Consider the following 21,579-nt stretch of genomic DNA (forward strand, 5'->3'; position numbering starts at 1 on the left):
TAATAGCAGCAAAAATTAAATTATTATTAATATTCTGTAAAATAATGTTAACACAGTGTTATATTTCCAACAAGCATTTTTTATTTTTGATAAAAAATATTTTTCCAAATCAATAAATATCCACAACTATATTAAAAAACGTTAGCAAAATCTGTTTATACAGACCTGCTAACGTTTCATTATTAAATGTCTTTATTACAAATTTTGAATAAGAATTATTGTATCTGGTAGCTCCATTAATATAAAACCTAAGGACTTATTCTCGGTATATGAATTGTAAATATTGTACCTTGATCCATCTCACTATTTACTTCTATTTTGAAAAAATGAAGCTCTAATATGCTTTTTACAATGGATAAGCCTATGCCGCTGCCTTCTATTTCTTGTCTGCTCTTATCTACTCTATATAGTCTCTCAAAGATAAATGGAATATCCTCCTTAGCTATACCTATCCCCTTATCCTTAACCTCTACTACTATTTCTTTTTCCTCAGAAAAAATCTTTATATCAATAATAGATCCGGATGAGGAAAACTTAATTCCATTAGATAAAAGATTAATAAATACCTGCTTTAATTTATCCTTGTCCCCTAATACTGTGTAATCACTATTAGGTGCTATGTACCAACTGAGCTCTATTTCTTTATCTCTAGCAAGGGGATAATAATCTCTACAAACCTCTGCTACCAGCTCATCCAGCTTTAATTCTTGAAAATCAAGCTTTATACTTTCCTCTTCAAACTCCTTGAGGGTATTTAGGTTATTTAAAAGCTTTCCAAAGCGAATAACCTCATCATTTAGATAGCTAAGCCTTTCCTCACTAATTGGATATATACCGTCAATCATTGCTTCTAAGTTATTCTGCAGAACATTTAAAGGGGTTCTTATTTCATGAAATATATCCGTAACCAATCTCCTTCTGAGCTCCTCCTGGTATTTAAGCTTTTCTGCCAGAAGATTGGTGCTGTTTATTAAACTCTCTAGCTCTTCTATATTACTTTTTATCTTGGAGCTTTGATTAAAGTTTCCTTTAGAAAGATTTACGGACATATTTACAGCTTCCTTAATAGGTGCAGAAAACTGTCTTGAAAAGTAAATGCTTATTCCTATTACAATAACTAGGGTCATTAGACCACTGAGGATTATACTGCTGTTGATGGCAGCTTTAAAGCTTTCGTCCTCCTCCGTTAAAAGTACTGAGGAATACTGCCCAATCTCAACATACCCCACAGTCTTCTCCTCCACAAGAATATCGTAGGTCTTAGTAGTATATACTCCTCTATCACTCCCCATATCATCAAGGCTTAATGAAGATGGATCCATTCCCCAGATGATATTTTTATTTTCATCATAGAGGGTAAGACAGTAATTACTCATATGAGCTTCATGAATAAGCTCTCTCCCCGAAGAAGCCTTAAAGCTTCCCTCAAGCTTATATAGTTCTTGAAAATAGTCCGTTATCCTTTCATATCTTCTATTCTGAATGTGCTTCATATATTCATCAAATTTATTATTGATGGTTATATTTACAAAGAGGGTTATAAGGAGAATTGCACCAATGGATGAGGCAGCAAATAAAATACTTAACCTTTTTCTTATATTTTGCATCAGGAGTCACCACCAAACTTATAGCCAGCCTTAGTGACAGTTAAAATATATTTAGGATTTCTGCTGTCTCCCTCTATCTTTTTTCTTATATTTTTAATGTGTACATCTATAGTTCTATCATAGCCATCGAAATCTAAATTAAACACCTTAGTAATAAGCTGCTCTCGCGACAGAACCCTACCTTTGTTTGAGGCCAAGGTATATAGAATATCCAGCTCATTGGGAGTAAAAGCTATAGCCTTTCCCTTAAGCTTTACCGTTCTATTTTCATAATCGATGATTAACTCCCCATTATTAAAGATCAGCAAGCTTGTCTCCTCTTTTTCCAGACGCCTAAATAGAGCTTTCACCCTAGCAACAAGCTCTCTAGGGCTGAAGGGCTTCACTAAATACTCGTCAGCTCCTACATTCAAGCCCTGTATCTTATCCTCTAAGCTTCCCTTAGCCGTAAGCATAAAAATATACACCTCTGAAGCTTCTCTAATTCTTCTGCAAACCTCTTCCCCAGCTATATCTGGAAGCATCAAATCAAGAATAACCAGCTTAATATTATTCTCCTTAAATATCTCAAGGCCTTCTACCCCCTTATGAGCAGAAAACACCCTAAAGCCTTCCCTCTCCAGATATGCTCTTATGACCTCAGAAACCCTTTCCTCATCCTCTATAAGCAAAATGCTTTTCATGTATTTTCTCTCCTCTAATTATGCTATCAACCATTATACAGGTAACTTTTAAAGATATTATGAAGAATAACAAAAGCACCTCTCGGAAATTTTCCAGAGTGGTGATATTAACTTAACCATTATTTATTTTTGAATTCCACTGATATAAAATGTCCGGAAGCTTCTCTTCATTTTCATGACCTCTCCCTATTATCTTAAATCCATTTTTCTCATAAAATCTCTGTGCCTTTTTATTTACTTCAAAGGTATACAGCCTTAATTTATCCTTCGCCTGAGCCTTGGCCTTATTTAATAATACTGTCCCAATACCCTTGCCTTGATAATCTATATGCACATAAAGCTGGTTTATTTCCTCTTCATTATATGCAATGATTCCAACTACTCTTTGTCCTATTAATGCTAGTTCTATTTGAAACCCCTCAGGTAATATATGATTTAAGAAATAAATATGACTTTCTTTGCTATGAATCTCCTTCTGACCAATTGCCCTTTCCTTGCTATTACGCCACATTTCCACTGTTTGTTCAGCATATTTAGTATCATATGGAATAGTTGTAATAGAATCTTTGTCCACAGTACTACCTCCTGATTTTATTACTGTAATAAATTTCGAAAAAAATCAATTACTCTGGTTGTCTGCCCCCCACTCACATAACTTTTCCAAAACGGGTATTAATGTTTCCCCTTTATCCGTGAGACTGTACTCGACTTTAGGAGGAATTTGAGGATACTCTTTACGTTTCACCAAGCCATCCACTTCCAATTCTTTTAGTTGTGAACTTAACATTTTGTAAGTAATGACTCCAATTTGTCTTTTCAAATCATTAAAACGAACAGGTTGATTTTCTGCTAGAAGGTAAATGATAACCATTTTCCATTTACCCCCAATAACTGAGAGTGTATAACCAAAAGGGGTATCCTCGATATTTTTAACTTTACCTTTATATTCAACCATACTCATATCTATACTATCCTTTCTGACAGTACCTATCATTAAAGTGCGTACTGTTTTTTTATTTTTATCCAGTATATAATAACCTTACTTTAAAGTAAAGGAGCTACAAATATGAAAAAATATGGTACGATTCGTCTTTTAATGCCACAATGGCAAGGAGGAAATAATCCCAACTACTCTTTCGGAGCTGAGTTGCTTGCTTGGCTGGCTCCGAATAATGACCAACCACTTATCAACATACCAGTTCAAGCTTACGATGGAACTCTCCTGGAAAATGAGAATGGTATATATGGAAGAAAACAGCTACTAGAACAATTAGAGTCTGCCAATAATATCATTAATGCTCATCAGCCAGACCGTATTGTAATGTTTGGTGGTGACTGCTTAGTTGAGCAAGCACCATTTGCTTACCTAAACGAACGATATGATGGAGAATTAGGTTTAATTTGGATCGATGCTCACAGTGATCTAGTCAGAATCGTTGGGTACGATTATGGACATACATTACCACTAGGGAATCTTTTGGGAGAAGGTGATGAGGATTTCACTAATTATGTAAAAATCCCTTTAAAGGCTAAGAATGTTTTTATAGCTGGATTAGATTCACCTACAGAACAAGATTCAGAAATCATTCAAAGACTCGGTATTAAAACAGCTGGAACTAATGAGCTAAAGAATAGCACTAAATCTATAAAGGAGTGGATTAAAGATAGTGACATTAAGCATCTTGCTATTCACCTTGATTTAGATGTTCTAGACCCAAAAGCATTTCGCTCTATATTATTCGCCAATCCTGAAAAGCCTTATGATTTTTCTGCTGCGGGAATAATGCAAATACCTCAGCTACTGAAGCTATTAAAAGAACTATCTGAAGAAACAGATGTAGTTGGCTTAGGTATAACAGAGCATATGCCGTGGGATTCAATTAACCTTAAGAATCTCCTGGGAGAGATACCTATTTTAAATAAATAAATTTATACTTCACAATAAAAAAATCACCCCTCTAATCCATCCAGAGGGGTGATTTTTCCTTAATTCTAATCATCAAACTAAATATTTCACAACTTCACCATTATCTTTTAAATATTCAATTTCAGTCTTATTTGTTTTTAAATCAATATGAAGACTGCAGTGGCTATCATCCTTTTTCCAGCTGATTCTTAATTCATCCTCAGGACATTCCTCCACGGTAAATTCTCCATTGAAGGCATCATATTCATTCCTGAATTTCATGAGCTTAATGAGTCTCTGAACTACTTCTTTATCAAGAGCTTCCTCAATCTCTTCCACACTGTAATTGTGCCTGTTTATTTCTCTTCCTTCACCGGTGGCCTTTACGGCCTCCATATCATTCTCCCCGGCTAACAGTCCTACATAATATACCTGAGGTATCCCTGGGGTAAAGAATTGAATGGATCTAGCTGCTAAATAAGCATCATCATCACAGTCAAGAAGAGAATAATAGGTTCCTCTAATTTGATGAACGTCAAAGCCATCCTCTGATTTATGCTCATCTGAAAGAATTAAGCTTAGATTTGCTCCTCTTTCTAAACAAATATCAACAAGCCTTCTAGCATCCTTAGTATCTATTAATCCATCCATATCAGGCTTCACTGGAACACCATCATGACAATCAAGCATGGTAAATTGCTTTGCTGGTCTATTCTTTAGATACTCAGAAAGTCTTTTGCTAGATTTATTTATCAATGTATCAAGGATAGTATATGGAAGTATGAAATCATAAATCCAGAAGCCGTGGTCTGCAAGCTTGTATTGAATGGAATAATGAGAGTGCACTTCCGGTAATAATTCAATACCTGCAGAGTTTGCCAGCTCCATTATCCAATCAAGGAAATCATAAATTTCCGGCTCTACGAAGAAACAGCTAGTACCAAGCTTCTTAATAACATAGCCTACAGCGTCCAATCTCACTATACTAACATTATTCTTGCTGAAATTCATAAAAATATCTTTTAAGAGTTCCTTTACCTTTTGGGACCTTACATCCAGATCAATCTGCTCTGAAGGATCGGTCTTTCCAAAGGTAGTCCATAGTTTTTCTGTCTCACCAGTTTTCTCTATGTTGAAGGTTGAATATGGAAGCTTTCTTCTTAAAAACATCTTATCAATATCTTGTTGAACAGGCTTCCCATCCTTCCATATCTTATCTAAGGTAATAAAAAGGTCAGCATATTCTGACTCTCTACCCTTCTTCAAAAAGTCCTGAAAGTATTCTGACCTTCTTGAAATATGGTTTACCATCAAATCCAAAAGTACATCAAAGTTTTCTCCTATAGCCTTTATATCCTCCCAGTTACCAAAGGAAGGCTCTATCTCAAAATATGTCAGTGGCGCAAAGCCTCTATCCCCTGAGGATGGGAAGGGAGGGAGAATGTGAATTCCACCACTAAAGGTATCCAAAAAATGCTGTGTCAAAACCTTATTCAGTGTTTTTAAATCTCCACCCATAGAGTCTGGATAGGTTATCAGCTGTACCTTATTTTTTACTGCCATGTAACAATCTCTCCTTTACTTGTAGCTGCATCAATTCCATTTACTTTTTCTTATCTCTTATATTAGAAGCCATACATTTCTTTTATCACTTCAAGGTCCGGTAGTTCCACAATAGCTCCCAAATACTTGAGCTTATATGCACTTACAGCAAAGCCTAGGTCCAATGCCTCCTTAATGGTATGTCCCTTAACAACTGCTGCATAAAAACCTGACCAGAAGGCATCTCCAGCTCCTGTAGTATCTACAATCTCCGTTGCCATGGTATTAAATTTAATTGTTTCAATACCATTGGAGGCTATAGCACCATCCTTGCCTAAGGTCATTACTACTAGCTTTGCACCGAGGTCTAAAAATTTATTAATTTGCTTTTCAGGTTCATCCTTGCCAAACAATCTTTCTGCATCGTCTTCTGAGGGCTTAACTATATGAACCTTCCCTATTATAGACTTAACATAATCAATACCAGCTTCACCTTTTTCCCAAATCATAGGATGGTAATTGGGATCAAAGCATAGGAGCGAGCCATATTTTTTTGCAGCCTCTATTACCTTCTCGATGGTATTACGAACAGGATTTCTTGATAATGGCCAACAGGAAAAGTGAACTATCTTAGAATTCGCTACAGCCTCTTCAAGATGAGAGGTAAAACCTAAATTATAATCAGCTCCCCTATAAAATATTGGGGTAGGGCTATTTTTACTTTTAGTAACCATAACCATGCTGGTTGAAAAATCAACCTTATCAATGAGGCTGGTGTCTAACCCTGCCTCTTGTATATGCTTAGTTAAATACCTCCCTAAGCCATCATCTCCAACGGCTGAAGCTATTAGGGAATTTACCCCCAGCTTCTTTACATTCATAGCTATATTCGCTGGAGAGCCTCCAAAAAACTTTTTATAGGTACTACACTGGAAGTCATCGCCATACTCAGTAGCTATCATATCTATTAAAAGCTCTCCAACAGCTAATACATCATTTTTTCTTTCTTGAAAGCATATTTCTTTATCAAATAATATCATAATATATCAGCCTCTCTTCTCAGTGTAATTCAAGGCTATTCTATCTTATTGCTGTAAGCTCTTAATTTCTCCTGGCTTTATTTCCATCTCATTTCCGCTTACTTCTAACCAGATAGAAATAGCTGATGGGTTATATACTGATGTGAGCTCAGCAGAAAACTGTAATCGATCTAAAGCCTCAATATAATCCCTTATCTCCATATTAGTTGCGTACCATATATCTTTTTTATTGCTTATATATTCACAGAAGTCTTCTATAACATTCCAATTATTATCTAAATCAAATTCATAGCTATGGCCCCATAGGTAGAATAGCTGTAATCCAGGTGGATTTCCCTCAACAAAAGTCTTAGCTAGCTTCATTAAATCAGGGTCATTATGATGGGCAGTTGGATTCCACTCTAGCCAATTGGTAGGCAATCTGAAGCTTTTGTGGTTATTCACTGTTCTTCCATAGGCTACCCCCAAGCTATTAAGCACCTTAAAAACCTCTTCGTTATAAGTACCGTAGGGATAAGCCAATCCTCTTACGGGATGCCCAAGGAGCTCTTCATGATTCTTTTTATCCTCCAGAACCTCTCTCACTAGAAGCTCTTTAGGAATATCAGGGAAGGATAGGTGAGTCAATCCATGGATGGCTATTTCATGCCCCTTATACAAGGAAGCAATTTCTTCTTTATCCAATCTCTTAATATAAATATCATTTATAGTGAAAGAACCTTCTTCCCCTTGAATTCCTGAATTAAGATTAAAGGTTGCCTTTAGATTATATCTATTAAAGATTTCTAATAGCTTCCTATCTTGTGTAACTCCATCATCATAGCTTAAGGTAAAAGCCTTTTTATTTGCACCTGGAAAAAGCTTAAGTATTTTAGTCATCATTAACCCTCATCTCCTACTTATATATCCAGTCTATTCCTTTATCTATATACTCATTCCAAAAGCTCCAATTATGATCACCAGGACCTTCAACATAAGTATGCTCCACATCATTAGCTAACAAGAAATTATGATAGTCACGGTTTTTATCTAATAAAAAGTCCTCTGTGCCACAAGCCATATATATTTTAGGTAGTTCTTTACCTTCTTTTATTAATTTCATTGTAATCGCCTCTGGATCCTTATCACTTCCTAGCAGATCACTTAAATTCCCAAAAACTCTTCTATAATACTTATAATCAGCTATTGCATCCTTATGATCTTCAGCTATCCCTGAAATTTCTTTGATTATAAGCGCTGAGGATAGTGCAATAACACCTCCAAAGGTATCATTATACTTAAGTCCATTACGGATAGCCCCATACCCTCCCATGGATAAACCACCAATGAAGGTATCTTCTCTTCTATGGGATAAGGAGAATAGCTTTCGTGTACATTCTACCAATTCTCGGCCAATAAACTCCCCAAAGAGCTCTCCTTTATCCTCATCATCTAAATAGAAACTATTTTCTCCAGAAGGCATAAATACCGCAAGATTATGCTTTAAGGATAGCTCTTGAATATTGCTTCCAGAAACCCAGTCTTGATAATTGCCTGAGTAACCATGTAATAAATATAGTGCTTTCATTTGTTCCTTAGGCTCTGCTGCCTGTCCTGTTACTTCTACAGCATCTATTGGCATCAAGGCATTGAAGGAAACAAGTTTCTTTAGTGTATTTGAATAATAATTTATCTGTAAAAAAGCCATATTAGTTTACCTCATACATTTAATTATTTAGGGCCCGAGCTAATGCATCTATATATTCATTGTTTGCCCTTTTACTTATTTCTACATTATTAAAAATGGCATCAAAGCCATGATAGCAGCCTGGATACAAATGAAATTCCACAGGAACCCCAGCACTAGCAAGCCTTTTAACATAATCAATAGTTTCATCTCTAAATGGATCTAAATCCCCTACACAGGTGTAGGTAGGTGGTAATCCTGAGAGCTCCATAGCACGAGCAGGGGCAGCATAGGGTGAGACCTCTTTAGAAGCATTTTCACCTAGATACATTTTCCAGGCGGCTATATTATTTTCTCGATTCCAAGCCCTAGGCATGTTCTCTTCATTTATCTCATAGCTTGAAGCTGTTGTATTCCTATCATCTATCATAGGGTATAGGGGCATCTGAAAGGCTATATTAATCTCCCCCTTATCTCTAGCTAATAAGGCAAGAGCAGCTGTGAGCCCACCTCCAGCACTAGCCCCTGCTATTGCTATTTTATTTACATCAATCCCTAACTCTTCAGATTCATTTACCACCCACTTTAAAGCTGAGTAACAATCATTTATAGCTGCAGGATATGGATGCTCAGGCGCAAGTCGATAATTAACAGAAACCACCACAGCATCGGCCTTAATAACTATTCTTTCACATAAAGAATCATCTCCATCAGGATGACCAAGGACATAACCTCCACCATGTATCCATAGAACAACAGGCAATTTTGGTTTTGTTCTATCCTTAGGCTCGTATATTTTCACCAAGAGCTCTGATTCTTGTCCCTCAATATACCTCCTACTAGTGATTACATTCTCAGACCTTTCCATGGTAGGGACTTGAATTTTTCTCATAGCCTCCAAATCCCTTATAACATCGACCTGAGGCTGATTCTGTAATATATTTAAAAGCTCCGGTAATACTTTATTTTCATAGCTCAATGAAATCACCTACTTATCAAATTATTAGAAGCCATTTTTCTCTCATTACTTTATAGCACCTTCAGATATACCCTTGACTATATACTTTTGTAAGAACAAGTAAAGAATCAAAACAGGAATTATCGTCATTACTAATCCAGACATCAAAGGTGAATAGTCTACTGTATAGGAGGAGAAAAAGTTATAGGTAGAAAGAGGTAGTGTTCTTAGCTCCGGTGATTGTAAAACTAAGCTCGGAAGAAGATAATCATTCCATATCCATAGAACATCTAATACAATTACTGTAGACATTACTGGCTTCAGCAGTGGAAGTACTATTTGAAAAAATACTCTTAATCTTGAACAGCCATCGATAGTAGCCGCTTCCTCTAAAGCTATGGGTACACCCTTAATAAAGCCATGAAAGGTAAATACAGCAAAAGGAGCTCCACAGCCCAAATACATAAAGAGTAGAGTTAGTTTAGAATCTAAAACTCCAAAGCCTCCATAAATTGTAACAAGAGGAATCATTATTACCTGAAAAGGAACAGTCATGGAAGCAACCATAATAAAGAATAAAATCTTATTTATTTTCCAATTAAATCGAGCAAATAAATATGCCGTCATAGAAGAGAAAAATACAATTATGAACACTCCAAATACTGTTATAATCACAGAATTTATAAAGCCTGTAGCGAATTTCATGTCACTGAAGGCCTTTATATAGTTATCAAAATTGAAGCTAGTAGGCAGAGAAATTGGATTTTCTACAAACTGTTGTGTACTTTTGAATGTATTCATAATAATTACTAAAAAAGGTGCCAAAAATATTATTAGTAAAGTAACTAAAATTAAAGTCTTAATATATCTAAACAGCTTTTCACCTCTCATTATGCCTCTACCTCCATTCTCTTCATCAAATATGACTGTGTTAAAGCAATAGCTGCTACAATGAGGAATAATACTACTGCTTCTGCCTGTCCAACCCCATAATTATTAGAAAGGAATGCCTTCTGAACTATGTGATATGAAGCTAGCTCTGTAGATCCATAAGGGCCACCGTTTGTTAATGCTAAATTGAGATCATAGGTTAAGAATGATCTAGAAATAGAAAGGAATAAACATACTACAATCCCCTGAATTGAAAGAGGAAGAATGATATTTATAACTTTTCTAAACTTACTAGCGCCATCGATATCCGCTGCTTCCAAAACATCGGAAGGTACACTCATAAATCCAGCGATATATACAATCATGAGATAACCCATTAGCTGCCATGAATTAACAATAACTAAAGCCCAAAAAGCCTTATTTGTATCCGTTAGCCATGAGGTTTGAAATAACTCCCAGCCAAATTCACTTCCTAAGAAAGGCATAACCCTTGAAAATAGAAATTGCCATAGATACCCAAGTATAAGTCCGCCTATAAGATTAGGTGTAAAGAAGCCTGTTCTTAAAAAGTTTTGTCCTTTTATATTTTTAGTTAACGCAAGCCCTAAAAAAAATGCACCAACATTGGAGAAGATAACTGTAAAAAAGACGTATTTTAATGTAAACCATAATTGTGATAAAAAGGTCTTGTCTCTAAAAACTTCTTTGTAGTTATCGAAAGCAACGAATGAATGATTACCAACCTGAATGCTCCAATTGGTAAAGGTTAGATATAATCCAAAAATTAGTGGCACCAATATTACAGCAGTGAAAGCAAATATTGCTGGCGCTCCAAAAATTAAAAATGTTCCTATATCCTTTAATTTTTTCTTGTTTTTCATGGTCTCACATCCTTTTAAGCCTTACTAAAAACAATAGGCAAAGGCTGAACCTTTTGCCTATTGCTTATAGCAAAATATTTCTTTTATTTTATTTAACTGACTTCCAGTAATCCTCTACTTCTTTAGTTAATTCCTGACGATCTATTTTACCAGCTAAATATTTAAGCATGGAATCACCTGTCTTTACCCAATAATCAGCAGGAAGGTAGTTGAATATTGCTAAATCTATTGTTTTACCTTCACTAATATATTGTGCTATAGCCTTAGAAGGTACGTTTGTAGATTCAACCTCTACACTCTTATATGGTACATTAAAGCCCATTTCACTAACTAAAGCATTATGTCCTTCATCGCTGGTCAGCATCCATTTTATAAATTCCATTGCAGCTTTCTGTTGTTCAGGAGTAGAGCCTGAATTATCAATAGCCAATAATTTTGGTTGAGTAACAACAACCTGAGTATTTCCATAATCCTCTTCATTATTGCTAATTGGAACAGGTATAAATCCGTACTCATCATCTATTCCCTCTAGGTTTCCTATTGTAGACCAGAGCCAGTCACCCATAAAGAAGAAAGGCACTTCACCAGTGGCAAAATCTTGAGCATCCTTTGCAAAATCGGCAACAAGAGGATCTTTTTCTCTGATGTTATACTCCTTTAATATATCGAAGGTATCTAAAAGCCCATTAAATACGGCATTGCTGGATAGATCTACTTCCCCATCCTTCAAAGCTTGTACAAATTTACGATTCTCTTCTACATCTGTTGATTGAAGTGCATAGTTTAAGCCTAAGAAGTGAGCTCCTACAGACCAGTTAGCACCATGAATCAGCACAGGTGCTTTACCTGAAGCTTCTATCTTCTTGAATAGTTCTTCTAAATCATCCTGAGTTTTTATAGTGGATGGATCAAAGGTTCCTCCTATAGCTTCCTCTAAGGCTCTCTTATTATATTGAAGGCCATAGCCCTGAACTGTATAAGGTATACCTAAGAACTTTCCATCTAATAAAGCTGATTCAATTGATCCAGGTTGTGCTTCTTCTTCAAACCATGCTTTTTCTGACTCTAAGTCTAAAAACATATCTTTATATATATAAATATGTCCAGGATCAAGATTAGAAATAGTAGGTGGATTTTTTGAAGCGATTAAGGATTGAAACTTTTCAATCTGCTGTCCACCTATTGGTGTTGGAATAAGCTCAATGGTCACATCTGGATTAACCTTGTGATAAACCTCAAATAACTCTTCAAATTGATTATTTACTTCTGCTGAGGTATTAAAGAAAGTAAGCTTTACTTGCTTATTACCATCTCCTGATGAGTTACCCTCACCATTTGAATCTGCCTTTCCATTTCCGCAGCCTGCAAATAATGAAATTGCAAGCATTGCACAGGTTGATAAAATTAGTGCTCTAGTTCTTTTCACACTAGACCCCCCTTAATATTTTAAATGTTTACATAACCATATTATCAAGTGTAAACGTATATGTCAACCGATTAACATAAAAAAGTATACGTTTCCTCTTGTCTTTTTATTAACACAAAATATAATAAAATAACCCAGCTAAAGCTAGCGGGGTTATTCATAAAAATATCAACGAAAAAATGTAGTTTATGTAGTCTTTCTTTCAATTAGATCTATAGGAAGAACATTAGCAATTGCTACATTTCTTCCCTCAATTTTATCTAGCAAAACATTCACCGCCAATTCAGCGATTTTTTCTATGTTCTGTTTTATTGATGTCAGTGGAGGAACAGTCATTGCTGCCATATCAATGTCATCATAGCCAACGATTTTCAAATCCTTTGGTACCAGCCTGTTATATAAACCAGCCACATGTATTAAGGATGCAGCTATGATATCACTGCTGGCAAAAACTCCATCTATATCTGGGTGCTCCTGAAATAGCTTAACGGCAGACTTCTTATATTCTTCGAAGGTTGCAAGCTTTGCTTCCTTAACTACATATTCAATATCACTCTGGGAAACCACGTCATAAAAGGCCTTACTTCTATTATTGGCTATGGTTGCTATACCTAGTTCACCGCTTATGTGGGCAATTTTTTTACAGCCCTTTTCTATCAAAAACTTAGTAGCCTGAACTCCTCCATCATAGTGATCTGATGTAATATATGGTATTCCATCAAAGCTTCTATCTATAGTAACTAATGGCAAGCTAGAATTTATATATTCCTCTGAATCCTTTGTATATATAGTTGCTATAAAACCATCCACCTGATTTCTATTAATAAGTTCTATATAGTCTTTTTCTTTAGTTCTATCTGCATAAGAATTACATATCATAACCTTATACCCTGCTTGGTACGCATAAAACTCAATATATCCAGTTAATTCAGCAAAAAATGGATGAGATACACTTGGAACTATAACCCCCAAAATATTAGACCTTTTCCTATACAAGGATCTAGCTATTTCATTAGGCTTATAATTAAGCCGTTCCATAGCATCATATACTTTCTTTCTAGTGGATTCACTTATATAGCCTCTATTATTTAAAACTCTCGATACTGTTCCTACTGCAAGCCCAGCTTCCTTAGCAACATCTTTTATATTTGTCATTATAATACCCTTTTCTTTTCAAAATTCAACAAAATTATATCATGACTTTATAATTTTTTCTATAGTTTGGAAATTACTGTTTCAGTTTTTTCATCACTTTTATTATACAACTACTTCATTTTATAAATTTTGATACAAACTCCAGGAGTTTTTCCTTTTCCTGCTTCTAAGCTTCCAACAAAAACTCCACTCTGAAGCCAATGATATTTTCCCTCAGACACAAGAAACCTTGGAGTGGTTTTAATCACAGCTTCTGAAGCTCTAGAATCTAAATACCCTTCATTTTCAACAGAAATATATACTCCATCATCGGTTTGCAAGGCATATTTTGCAAGGACATGAGTCAGAATATCTTTTATAGTCGTATTCCAATCATAGCCACCTGACATAACCTTTCCCTTTATATTTTCTCCTGAAAAACTTCCACCGGTAATAGGAATAAGTCTCAAAAAACCCTTAGGGGTTTCACCAACCTCCTGAACCTCTCCAATCTCTACATTTAATTCTAATACTAAGTCCGCTTCTAATTGCATTAGCTATACCACTCCTTTAAATATCTTATTGATATTATAAAATAATAAATCCTTTTATTATTAATAATATAATCTGATAGAAAAATTCATCTTACCAATAGCTTTCTACATTATATATTATAGCTTGTCTTAGCTAAATCTCGTTAATTATATTAGAATAGACTCACCCCTCCGAACCCGTCCAGAGAGGTGATTATAACTTACACATTATTCATTACTATATCATACTTACTCTTTCAGAACGTTACTTCTATTAGAGTAACTTCATCAACCAAGAATAGCAGTTATATAGAATCTGATTCTGTAGTATTCAAGAATTTAATAAGTTCTCCGTTGAACTCCTCGGAGTGCGTTACATTAAATCCATGGGGACCATCTTTAATCACTACAAGCTGGCTGTTACGAATATGCTCATGAGCCCTCTTTCCACTGATTTCTAGCGGAACGATTGCATCCGCATCACCATGAAGAATAAGTGTCGGCAATTTGAACTTATCTAAATCACCTCGGAAATCTGTTTTACTAAACGCTGTGATGCAGTCAAGCGTGCCCTTTGGCGATGCGAAGGCCGCAATGTCACGATTGTATAATCGGAATTCCTCACTTACTAAATCAGTTCTTTCCCCGGAGGTGAAAAAGTTAGTCGTAAAGGTATCGAGAAAAGAAATTCGGTCCTCCTTAACTCCATCCAGTAACCCTTTAATTGCCTCATCATCAAATCCTCCATGGGGATTATCTGTAGACTTATAAAGATATGGAGGGACTGCTCCTGCCAACACTGCCTTTGATACACGTTCGGTTCCGTAAGTACCAATATAGCGAGCGACCTCACCGCCACCCATAGAGAATCCAACCAACGTCACCTCATGAAGATCAAGATGAGTAATCAGTTTGTGCAGATCAGCAGCAAAGGTATCATACTCGTAACCATTCCAAGGCTGGGATGATTGTCCGAATCCACGTCTATCGTATGTAATGACTCTGTAACCGGCTTCCACCAGTGCAGGAACTTGTTTTTCCCAAGACCTTCCGCTGAGTGGCCAACCATGGATTAATACCACAGGCTTTCCAGAGCCTACATCCTCGTAATGAAGCTCAATAGGTGCATCATTTTCATTTCCAACTGTAATTTTGCTCATTAGAAATACCTCCATCATTAATATATTATATTTTATAAAATTTAGTTGCGTAAAATGTAATTTTTAGTTAATCTTATGCTTATGACCAAATATTGTCAATAATAGATTTGTTAATTTTTTATAAACCAACATGTATGTTTATGTTAGAGAATAATATATAGTCTTGTAATTCTGGGATAATAAAATCACCCCTCCAGAACCATCCAGAGAGGTGATATAACTTAACCCTTATTCATTATTAAATTCTACTTACTCTTCAAGAACCCCACAATCCTATTAGAGCATCTAAGCCTTTAATAAAGCTACATTCTGCAGCCTTATTCAGCCTTCAATAATTCATCTATATCCTTCAATATCATCCTTACAATTTCTAGCTTTCCTTCACCGTACTCCTTGTTATCAACAAGATCTAAGGCTTTAACCAGGCAGTGCTCCATGTCCTCATACTCTTTTTTTAGTCTTAATAGCTTTTCCTTCATATTGAGGTCCTCCTATTCAACTGTAACTGACTTAGCAAGGTTTCTTGGTTTATCCACATCGCAGCCCTTTTGCTTAGCCATATAATAGGCTAAAAGCTGTAGAGGGATAACCGCTAGTACAGGAGTTAAAAGCTCGTGAATTTTGGGCAGGTATAAAACTGAGTCGGCAGTCTTTTCAATGTCGTCGTTGCCCTCAAGGGTTATAGCCATTACCTTAGCTCCCCTTGTTACAACCTCTTTAATGTTGCTTACCATTTTATCTAAGAGGGTATTTTGAGTTACCAGAGCAATAACCACTGTTCCCTTTTCAATGAGGGCAATAGGTCCATGCTTTAGTTCTCCTCCGGCATAAGCATCGGAATGAATATAGGAAATTTCCTTCAGCTTTAAGGATCCTTCTAAGGAAACAGCATAGTCCATTCCTCTTCCTAAGAAATACATATCCTTCTCAGTATAGGTGTTATAGGCAAATCTTTGAAGTACATCCTGATGCTTTAGAGTTTCTTGAGCTAAAGCAGGTAATCTATACAGCTCTTCCTTTAATAATTCTAGCTCTTCTTGGGAAATAGTATTCTTAAGCTCTGCAAATCTTAAGGCAACTATATAAAAGGCAATAAGCTGTGTTACATAAGCCTTAGTTGAAGCAACAGCTATTTCAGGACCAGCCCAGGTATAAAGAACATCATGGGCCTCTCTAGAAACAGAAGAACCTACTACATTAGTAATTGCCAGTACCCTAGCTCCTTTTTTCTTACCTTCTCTAAGCACTGCTAGGGTGTCGGCAGTTTCTCCTGACTGGCTTACAACAATGATAAGAGTTCTATCGGTGATTATAGGATCTCTATATCTAAATTCTGAAGCTACATCCACCTCAACCTGAAGCTTAGCTAGCTTTTCAATGGCATATTTACCTACTAGCCCTGCATGATAGGCAGTGCCGCAGGCTACCACATAAATTCTATCTACATTATCTAAATACTCTTTAGTTATTGTTATTTTATCGAGGCTTATCTCTTCTTTGGAAATAACTCTTGAGGTCATGGTATCCTTTATTGCCTTTGGCTGCTCGTGGATTTCCTTGAGCATAAAGTCTTCATAACCACCCTTTTCTGCTGCATCAGCATTCCAGGTTACCTTGTATATCTCCTTATGAAGCTCCTCTCCATGTTCATCAAAAATATTAACACCCTGGCTGCTTAATACTACAAATTCCTTATCCTCTAAAAGATAAATGTCCCTAGTATGATTAAGCACTGCAGGTATATCAGAAGCTATAAAGGACTCCTTCTCCCCTAAACCAACAATAAGAGGACTATCCTTTCTTACAGCAACTAGCTTATCAGGCTCCTTTGAGCAAACTACACCTATGGCATAGCTTCCTTCCATCATAGATACTGACTTCATCACAGCTTCTAATAAATTCCCCTCATAATAGAAATCTATTAAATTTGGAATAACCTCTGTATCTGTTTCAGAGAGGAATTCATAGCCCTTAGAAGTTAGCCACTCCCTGAGCTTCATATAGTTCTCAATAATTCCATTGTGAACAACACTGATAGTTATATCGCAGTCACAATGTGGATGAGAGTTCACATCAGAAGGCTCTCCGTGAGTTGCCCATCTTGTATGCCCTATTCCTATATGGCCCTCAATAGGCTTTGACTCTAATCTTGCCTCTAGGTTAGCTAGCCTTCCTTTGCATTTGCTGACATCAATACCTTTATCATTTAAGACAGCTACTCCTGCTGAGTCATAGCCTCGGTATTCCAATTTGCTAAGCCCCTCTATAAGTAAAGGTGCTGCATCTCTATAGCCAAAATATCCAACAATTCCGCACATATTTAATTTTCTTCCTTCCACAATAAATTTAGTTAAAAAAGGGCATAAAAAAATAAGGACTCAAAAACCCTTTTTTTGAAGGCTTTAACACCTGGCTGATCTTATTAACGGAAATCACTTTCCGGTTTTATCAGCCGTTAACGGTAGTGCGATACCGTGGGGCACCCGCCGAAGATTCGATTCTCCCCATCCTCGTCAACTAAAGCAGACATTCCAAATCTTCGATTTGGCATGGTCGCTTTCTCCTTTGTAGGATACAATGCTTCCTTATTCTTCTATTAAAGCATTGTGTCCGGAAAAGGAGATTCCTTTTCTCCACCTTAGTCCTGGCGCTTTTATTCTGTTAACCTCTACCCTCCCTCTTGTATTAAATTTAATCCTGTTATGCCCATTAATTGAGACCTTATTAGATTAATATCACTATATTAGTATAGTATTTAATGTGGGCTTTTGCAACGGAATTAAAAAATAAAAAAGGAATAAAATTACATAAAACAAAATTGCAGTCTTATCAAAGACTGCAATAAAATTATAATTATTCTATTTGGATTTTTATAATGCTTTATACTCATTAATCATGTTAGTTACAGACTCCATCAATTTATCCATTATTCCCAAGGAGCTCAAAGAGTAGCTGTGGGCAATTATTATATCAACCGCAGCCGGTATGTTGTATTCTCCTTTATAGCTTTCTATTTGGGCTTTAATAGAATCTATAATTTCATTCACCCTATCACTATCTATATCTAAATAAATAAGAGCAAATTCATCTCCTCCTATTCTAAAAAGCATACCCTCTTCTCCAGAATAGCTTTTAAGAAATTCAGCGGTGTTTTTGATAATATTATTACCCTTATGGAGCCCTAGGTTATTATTGCTGCTTTTCATCCCTGTAAGCTCACATATGATTAAGGCTATTCTAGAATTCTTATCCTTATGAAGCCTTTCAAACCACCACTGAAAATACTGCCTATTATATACTCCTGTAAGAGCATCGTAGTTATCCTTATAGGTAATAATCTCCTCCAGGTTCTTTCTCCAGGAGATATCACTTAAACACCCCGTAAGAGCTATGAGCTTATTATTCTTGTACACAGGGGATATATCATCCTCTGTCCATATGTAATCTCCCTTGGAATTTTTATATCTTAATATGCTGGGCTTAGTAAAATCTATATCACCTACTATGTTTTTTTCTAGCCTCCACAAGTCCTCAGGATGTACAGCTTCTAAAAGGTATGAAAAATTCTTATATATCATATCTCTGTTCCAGCCTAATACCTTTTCTATCGCAGGTGAAAGATAGAGAAATCTTTTTTCTTCTAGATCATAGTAATAACATACAGATTTTCTACCCTCTAATATTGATTTATAAATAAATTTATTCTCCTTCTCCATCCTACAGCGCTCTTTGTATATATAAATAGTTATTAAGTATATTATACCTGCTATAGAAATCCCCAATAAAATACCAATTAAGACCCCAATATATTTCCCCATATCTTTATACTCTACAACTCCCCTTTTAATAAATTTAACTAATTATAATTATCGGTTAATTTTTCCATACATTGTAATACTTTTAATATTCCAATTATTATATTTTATCACAAAAATAGGTTGGTAAACTATAAAAGTTTGCCAACCTATTCCCTTTTACTTAAGACTTATTTCTTCTGTACCCTCACCGATACCACTGAAATAAAAATCTGCCTTAAGTCCTGTCCTATTTAAATAACCTTTTTTAACTGAATCCATAAAGGAATCAATCTCCTTCTTATCTACAAGAGCTATGGCACAACCACCAAAGCCAGCTCCCGTCATTCTAGCACCTATACAGCCTGGTGCCTTTAAAGCCTCCGAAACTATAGAATCCAATGCTTCCCCAGTTACTTCATATAGATCTCTTAGGGAATTGTGCGAAGCTGTCAAAAGCTCACCAAAGCTATGGATATCTCCGCTATTAAGAGCTTCAATAGCTTTCTTGACTCTGTGATTTTCATATACCGCATGCTCAGCTCTCTTTGAAATGTTATCCTTAGTTAGCTTATCCTTAGCCTCTTCAAATTCCTCTGGGGTTAATTGACAGAGGCTAGTAATATCCTTATATTTCTTTAAAGCCTCTAGAGCTTCATCACATTCCGTTCTTCTCTCATTGTACTTTGATTCATTTAAGGCTCTTCTTTTATTGGTGTTCATGATTACCAAAGTATAACCCTTTAAATCCGCTGATACATAATCATAATTTAGAGTATCACAGTCCAGTAGAATGGCTCTATCCTTTTTTCCCATTCCTATAGCGAACTGATCCATTATCCCACAGTTAACTCCTACATATTCATTTTCTGCTTTTTGGCATAATTTTACCAGGTCAACCCTAGGAAGGCTTCCATTATTAAACAGCTTCTCAACCATTACCGCTGTTAATAGTTCTAAGGATGCTGAAGAGGATAATCCTGCTCCATTAGGTATATTTCCTGAAACTAAGATATCCATACCACCAACAGAATATCCCTGATCGTGCATAATTTTTATTACACCCTTAGGATAGTTAGCCCAATCGTCTTCTTTTCTATATTGTAAATCATCTAAGGTGGTAGTTACCCGAAGATCAAAATCAGTGGAGGCTAGGTTCACTACCTTATCTTCTCTTGCTCTCACTACGCCAAAGGTACCAAACTCTAAAGCACAGGGAAAAACATAGCCACCGTTGTAATCAATATGCTCCCCTATAAGATTAATTCTTCCTGGAGAATGAAAAAGCCTAATATCCCCCTCGGCTCCATAAAGGGTTTTAAAACTCTCTAATACCTTCTTCCCTTCCATAATGTAGTCTCCTTATTATTTATTTTTATTTAGATATCTTTTATAGGCTTCTCTAAGCTCCATAGCTGTATCCTCCACAGAAGCTGGATTGCAGGCTGCCCAGGCACCCATTTCTGAGGAAGCATAATACTTAATCTTTTCCTTAGACCTTAAAGGTGGATAAAACTCCACATGGAAGTGATAATAATCCTCATGGCCTTCATATTCAGGAGAATTAACAGGACCCTGGTGTATATTCATCATATAAGGGAAGGGTTTATCGAATAATGAATCAAAGGTTCCCGTTACAGCCTGTAGAATCTCAGCAAAGCTGTCCTTCTCTCTGCTGCTAAAATCGATTATCTTATTTCTATGCTGCTTGCTAGTAATAAATATTCCATAAGGATAGTCAGTGAAATAAGGAAGATATGCCATAAAATCCTCATTTTCCATTATTATTCTTTCCTTAAAGCTTTCCTCCTCCTTATTCATCCTGCATATCAGACACTGACAGTTAGCTTTATAAAAATCTCTGCTGGAATTGAGCTCTGTTTGAAGCTTTAAAGGCATCTTTGAATAACCATAAATCTGCCCATGGGGATGAGGCATGGTTACACCAACCTCTTCCCCCCTATTCTCAAAGAGGAAGATAAATTTTATCTTCTCATCCTTAGAAAGCTCCTCAAATCTTTCGCACCACAAATCCACAAGCTTTCTTATATGTTCCTTTGGAAGCTGTGAAAGTGATTTATTATGCTCTGGAGAATAAAGAATAACCTCACATTTTCCATAGGCCTCTGCACTTTTATAAAATTCAGAGCCTACGGCATCTGGTACTGGCGGCTCTTGGGATAATGCTGGGAAATCATTGTCATACTTATGCACCTCATAATCATCAGGCACCTTTCCTGAGCCCGGACAAAAAGGGCACCAATCCTTTGGCATCTGTGGTCTATTCTGTCTGTGAGATGCTACTATAGTCCAATCCTGTAATAATGGATTCCATCTTAATTCAGCCATTTTTTAATT

General features: G+C 36.1%; 21 protein-coding genes. 1 reads left to right on the forward strand and 20 read right to left on the reverse strand.

What is annotated here, in order from left to right:
- Positions 1-248: 248 nt before the first annotated feature.
- The 4 genes from ACPWSR_RS01430 to ACPWSR_RS01445 form a co-directional block, all read right to left on the reverse strand.
- Positions 249-1,607, reverse strand: coding sequence for a sensor histidine kinase (locus ACPWSR_RS01430; protein WP_426349915.1), 1,359 nt, complete (start codon positions 1,605-1,607; stop codon positions 249-251).
- Positions 1,607-2,290, reverse strand: a complete 684-nt coding sequence (locus tag ACPWSR_RS01435; RefSeq protein WP_426349916.1) for a response regulator transcription factor — start codon at positions 2,288-2,290, stop codon at positions 1,607-1,609. The genes ACPWSR_RS01430 and ACPWSR_RS01435 overlap by 1 nt, the downstream gene beginning before the upstream one ends.
- Positions 2,291-2,402: 112 nt before the next feature.
- Complete coding sequence (locus ACPWSR_RS01440) at positions 2,403-2,864, reverse strand: GNAT family N-acetyltransferase (protein ID WP_426349917.1); 462 nt, start codon at positions 2,862-2,864, stop codon at positions 2,403-2,405.
- 45 nt (positions 2,865-2,909) lie between these two features.
- Positions 2,910-3,251 (reverse strand): winged helix-turn-helix transcriptional regulator, encoded by a 342-nt coding sequence (locus tag ACPWSR_RS01445; RefSeq protein ID WP_426349918.1) that lies wholly within the window; start codon positions 3,249-3,251, stop codon positions 2,910-2,912.
- 105 nt (positions 3,252-3,356) lie between these two features.
- Here ACPWSR_RS01445 and ACPWSR_RS01450 point away from each other — a divergent pair, with 105 nt between their 5' ends.
- A complete protein-coding gene (locus ACPWSR_RS01450; RefSeq protein ID WP_426349919.1) occupies positions 3,357-4,217 on the forward strand; it encodes an arginase family protein in 861 nt (286 codons plus the stop codon).
- A 72-nt stretch (positions 4,218-4,289) separates the two neighbouring features.
- Here the strand turns inward: ACPWSR_RS01450 and gtfA are convergent, their stop codons facing one another.
- The 16 genes from gtfA to galT form a co-directional block, all read right to left on the reverse strand.
- On the reverse strand, positions 4,290-5,759 hold the full coding sequence (gene gtfA / locus ACPWSR_RS01455) for a sucrose phosphorylase (protein ID WP_426349920.1): 1,470 nt from the start codon (positions 5,757-5,759) through the stop codon (positions 4,290-4,292).
- Between the two features lie 62 nt (positions 5,760-5,821).
- Positions 5,822-6,778 (reverse strand): carbohydrate kinase family protein, encoded by a 957-nt coding sequence (locus ACPWSR_RS01460; RefSeq protein WP_426349921.1) that lies wholly within the window; start codon positions 6,776-6,778, stop codon positions 5,822-5,824.
- Between the two features lie 45 nt (positions 6,779-6,823).
- A complete protein-coding gene (locus tag ACPWSR_RS01465; protein WP_426349922.1) occupies positions 6,824-7,660 on the reverse strand; it encodes a polysaccharide deacetylase family protein in 837 nt (278 codons plus the stop codon).
- A 13-nt stretch (positions 7,661-7,673) separates the two neighbouring features.
- Entirely contained in the window at positions 7,674-8,465 is a 792-nt protein-coding gene (locus ACPWSR_RS01470; protein ID WP_426349923.1) for an alpha/beta hydrolase, read from the reverse strand.
- Between the two features lie 19 nt (positions 8,466-8,484).
- A complete protein-coding gene (locus ACPWSR_RS01475; RefSeq protein ID WP_426349924.1) occupies positions 8,485-9,336 on the reverse strand; it encodes an alpha/beta hydrolase in 852 nt (283 codons plus the stop codon).
- Between the two features lie 132 nt (positions 9,337-9,468).
- Positions 9,469-10,293 carry a carbohydrate ABC transporter permease gene (locus ACPWSR_RS01480; RefSeq protein ID WP_426349925.1) on the reverse strand — a complete coding sequence of 275 codons (825 nt, stop codon included), beginning with the start codon at positions 10,291-10,293 and terminating at the stop codon, positions 9,469-9,471.
- A complete protein-coding gene (locus ACPWSR_RS01485) occupies positions 10,293-11,174 on the reverse strand; it encodes a carbohydrate ABC transporter permease (protein WP_426349926.1) in 882 nt (293 codons plus the stop codon). The genes ACPWSR_RS01480 and ACPWSR_RS01485 overlap by 1 nt, the downstream gene beginning before the upstream one ends.
- Positions 11,175-11,262: 88 nt before the next feature.
- Positions 11,263-12,600, reverse strand: coding sequence for an ABC transporter substrate-binding protein (locus ACPWSR_RS01490; RefSeq protein ID WP_426349927.1), 1,338 nt, complete (start codon positions 12,598-12,600; stop codon positions 11,263-11,265).
- A 186-nt stretch (positions 12,601-12,786) separates the two neighbouring features.
- Positions 12,787-13,755, reverse strand: coding sequence for a LacI family DNA-binding transcriptional regulator (locus ACPWSR_RS01495; RefSeq protein ID WP_426349928.1), 969 nt, complete (start codon positions 13,753-13,755; stop codon positions 12,787-12,789).
- Positions 13,756-13,865: 110 nt separating this feature from the next.
- Positions 13,866-14,288, reverse strand: coding sequence for a DUF3237 domain-containing protein (locus tag ACPWSR_RS01500; RefSeq protein ID WP_426349929.1), 423 nt, complete (start codon positions 14,286-14,288; stop codon positions 13,866-13,868).
- A gap of 284 nt (positions 14,289-14,572) precedes the next feature.
- On the reverse strand, positions 14,573-15,427 hold the full coding sequence (locus tag ACPWSR_RS01505; RefSeq protein ID WP_426349930.1) for an alpha/beta fold hydrolase: 855 nt from the start codon (positions 15,425-15,427) through the stop codon (positions 14,573-14,575).
- A 317-nt stretch (positions 15,428-15,744) separates the two neighbouring features.
- Complete coding sequence (locus ACPWSR_RS01510) at positions 15,745-15,906, reverse strand: hypothetical protein (protein ID WP_426349931.1); 162 nt, start codon at positions 15,904-15,906, stop codon at positions 15,745-15,747.
- Positions 15,907-15,918: 12 nt separating this feature from the next.
- Positions 15,919-17,745: a glutamine--fructose-6-phosphate transaminase (isomerizing) gene (gene glmS, locus ACPWSR_RS01515; RefSeq protein WP_426349932.1), complete on the reverse strand. Its 1,827-nt coding sequence runs from the start codon at positions 17,743-17,745 to the stop codon at positions 15,919-15,921.
- 552 nt (positions 17,746-18,297) lie between these two features.
- The gene (locus ACPWSR_RS01520; protein WP_426349933.1) at positions 18,298-19,143 is read right to left on the reverse strand and encodes a sensor domain-containing diguanylate cyclase; all 846 of its coding nucleotides are present in this window, start codon (positions 19,141-19,143) and stop codon (positions 18,298-18,300) included.
- Between the two features lie 258 nt (positions 19,144-19,401).
- Positions 19,402-20,571, reverse strand: coding sequence for a galactokinase (locus ACPWSR_RS01525; RefSeq protein ID WP_426349934.1), 1,170 nt, complete (start codon positions 20,569-20,571; stop codon positions 19,402-19,404).
- Positions 20,572-20,586: 15 nt separating this feature from the next.
- Entirely contained in the window at positions 20,587-21,570 is a 984-nt protein-coding gene (gene galT, locus ACPWSR_RS01530) for a galactose-1-phosphate uridylyltransferase (protein ID WP_426349935.1), read from the reverse strand.
- Positions 21,571-21,579: the final 9 nt, after the last annotated feature.

The sequence above is a fragment of the Alloiococcus sp. CFN-8 genome (assembly GCF_049943125.1).
In the GTDB taxonomy this organism is placed as follows: Bacteria; Bacillota; Clostridia; order Clostridiales; family Clostridiaceae; genus JAEXZL01.